This window comes from Chromobacterium alticapitis (genome assembly GCF_002924365.1).
Lineage (GTDB): Bacteria > Pseudomonadota > Gammaproteobacteria > Burkholderiales > Chromobacteriaceae > Chromobacterium > Chromobacterium alticapitis.
In genome coordinates this window covers 52395-55311 of record NZ_PQWB01000037.1, presented here as the reverse complement: position 1 = coordinate 55311, position 2917 = coordinate 52395, and the positions used below count along the sequence as shown (strand labels likewise).

The window sequence follows — 2917 nt, the reverse complement described above, 5'->3', positions numbered from 1 at the left end:
CCGGTAGCCAAGAAGGCTCACAAGCACGCCGCCAAGAAGCACCACGCCGCCAAGAAGGCTGAAGCTTCCAAGGCTCAAGCCGCCAAGGCCGACGCTTCCGCCCCGGTAGCCAAGAAGGCGCACAAGCACCACGCCAAGAAGGCTCATAAGGCTGCCGCTTCGGCCGCCAAGTAATCAACCAGACTGCAGTCTGGCTCGTATAAAAACTGGGGAGGCTTAGGCCTCCCTTTGTTTTGTCCGTATTCTTGATGGAAGCGGGTTGTTTGATGTCAGGAAATAAAAAGCCCCGCGGCGCGTGCCTGCGGGGCTTTTGGTTTTCCGCCGGGGCGGAACGGGTTTATTTCTCGACGAAGGCGCGTTCGATCGCGTAGTCGGCCGGTTCGCCCATGCGCGGCGATTCCTTGAAGCCCATGCCGTTCAGGATTTCGCACAGGTCATGCAGCATGCTCGGGCTGCCGCAAATCAGCACGCGATCGTGTTCCGGGTTCAGCTGCGGCAGACCGATGTCGGCGCACAGCTTGCCGTTGGTGATCAGGTCGGTCAGGCGGCCCTGATTGCGGAACGGTTCGCGGGTCACCGTCGGATAGTAGATCAGCTTTTCCTTGACCATATCGCCGAAGAACTCGTTTTCCGGCAGTTCCTTGGTGATGTAGTCGTGGTAGCCCAGTTCGCTGACCCAGCGCACGCCGTGGGTCAGAATCACCTTGTCGTAGCGCTCGTACACTTCCGGGTCCTTGATGATGGACATGAAGGGCGCGAGGCCGGTGCCGGTGGACAACAGGTACAGATTCTTGCCCGGCAGCAGGTTGTCCTGAACCAGGGTGCCGGTGGGCTTCTTGCTGATCAGCACGGTGTCGCCGACTTGCAGGTGTTGCAGCTTGGAGGTCAGCGGGCCGTCCTGCACTTTGATGCTGTAGAACTCCAGATGCTCTTCGTAATTGGAGCTGACGATGGAGTAGGCGCGCATCAGCGGCTTGCCGTTGGCTTCCAGGCCTATCATCACGAACTGGCCGTTGATGAAGCGCAGACCCGCGTCGCGGGTGCAGGTGAAGCTGAACAGCGTGTCGTTCCAGTGGTGGACGGACAGGACTTTTTCAGCGGTCAGATTGGGAGAGGACATATGTCGCGCGGCTCACTCAATAAAGATCGGGATCATGTTGCGTTGCAAGGATTTTAACCCGTTCGCCGTTCCCCTGCTCATTCCAGCGGCTTCGGGTTTTGTATGGCGGCGCGAGACGCGCTCACGCCGGCCGATTGTTTGTGGCGCCGCCGGCCGCGGATGGCGGACTACGGCGCGATGCAGGCATGGTACCGGACAGCGGCCGGCTGGTGGAAGATCGTTTGATGATTTTTTTAGCACTAGCCGTTATTTTGATCCGCATCATTGTAATGATTTTCTCATAAAGGCCGGGAAAGACAGAGGGCGTCCCGGTGATGGGACGCCCTCCGGATGACGATGGGGACGATACATCGCTTGTGCGCCCTGGCTTGAAAACCGCCCACTGCGACGCGAACCTTGCTGAGCCACTACGGCATGCGGACTGCTTGCACGCCGCCTTGAGGGAACAACTCGATAGCCGGTCCTGCTGCGTTTGCTTGTTACTCTACTGCCGGCTCATCGTGCGCCCTGTCACGGGCGCGTATGCGGAAAACCTTCTCCCGCGCGGTCTATCCCTACCACTGCTCGTCATGTATGGCCTGTCGGCCGCCTTTGGATATTTCCGTGCATCCGTCCTGGACGCTGCTTGGAGCACTGCGGGCACCTCCGGTGCCGACTGCGGCTAGGTGTTCGGGCGCAGTCGCAGTGCCGAATCGAGCATAAGGTGGCCGATGGTCAATGCCTGACTCATTCCGTTCTCTCCCTGTTGCCGCGACTTTATCAATATAGTGCTTATAGATTCTGATGCAAGTTTTTCCTAATCCAGCGCCGGGCTGACTACCGCTTCGTGGCTGGGGTTAGGCCATAGGTGGGATTCGAACTGGCGGCTGGCCGCCTGCCAGGAATAGCCCTCGGCCACGCGGCGCACATGGTCGCGGTTGATTTCCAGCGCCTGCAGGCAGGCCGCGCGCAAGTCCCAGTCCAGCACGCCGGCGCCGCTGTCGCCCACTACGTCCAAGGGACCGGCCACCGGGAAGGCGGCCACCGGCGTGCCGCAGGCCATGGCCTCCAGCAACACCAGGCCGAAGGTGTCGGTCAAGCTGGGAAAGACGAACACGTCGGAAGCGCGGTAGAAGCGCGCCAGCTCATGCTGCGGGAAGACGCCGGCGAAATGCACATCGGGGTATTGCTGTTTCAGCCTGGCCAGCAGCGGGCCGTCGCCGACCACCCACTTGCTGCCGGGTAGGTCCAGTTTGAGGAAGGCCTCGATATTCTTTTCCACTGCCACGCGGCCGATATAGACGAAACGCGGCGGCGCGGACTCGTCCAGACGCTGCCGCTCGCCGGGGCTGAACATCTGGGTATCCACGCCGCGGCTCCATAGCTTGACGTTGCGGAAGCCGCGCGCCTCCAGGTCGTTGGCGATGGAGCGGGTGGGCACCATCACCGCCTGGGAGGCGCCGTGAAAGCGGCGCATCCAGGCGTAGCTGATGGGCAGCGGCAGACGGCAGCGGGCATGGATGTATTCGGGGAAGCGGGTGTGATAGGCCGTGGTGAAGGCTAGCCCTTCGCGCAGGCAGTAACGCCGCGCGGCCAGGCCCAGCGGCCCCTCGGTGGCGATGTGGACGGCGTCCGGGGCGAAGCCGGCGATGCGTTGCGCCACCTGGCGGTAGGGCAGCAAGGACAGCCGGATGTCCGGGTAGGTGGGGCAGGGGAGGGTCTTGAATTCCAGCGGCGTGATCATGTTGATCTGATGGCCGAAGCCGTCCAGCTCGCGCGCGGTCTCGGTCAGCGAGCGGACCACGCCGTTGACCTGCG

At 62.0% G+C, this 2917-nt stretch carries 2 protein-coding genes; both read right to left on the bottom strand.

The features are described from left to right. Positions 1-337 precede the first annotated feature (337 nt). Positions 338-1120 (bottom strand): ferredoxin--NADP reductase, encoded by a 783-nt coding sequence (locus C2I19_RS10510; RefSeq protein ID WP_103902645.1) that lies wholly within the window; start codon positions 1118-1120, stop codon positions 338-340. A gap of 796 nt (positions 1121-1916) precedes the next feature. Further along, positions 1917-2917, bottom strand: a 1001-nt coding sequence (locus C2I19_RS10505) for a glycosyltransferase family 4 protein (protein WP_103902651.1), incomplete at its 5' end; no start/stop codon positions are given.

Bases quoted from the DNA above. Each gene is read 5' to 3' on its own strand.
- C2I19_RS10510 (WP_103902645.1), bottom strand. From the start codon at position 1,120: ATGTCCTCTCCCAATCTGACCGCTGAAAAAGTCCTGTCCGTCCACCAC.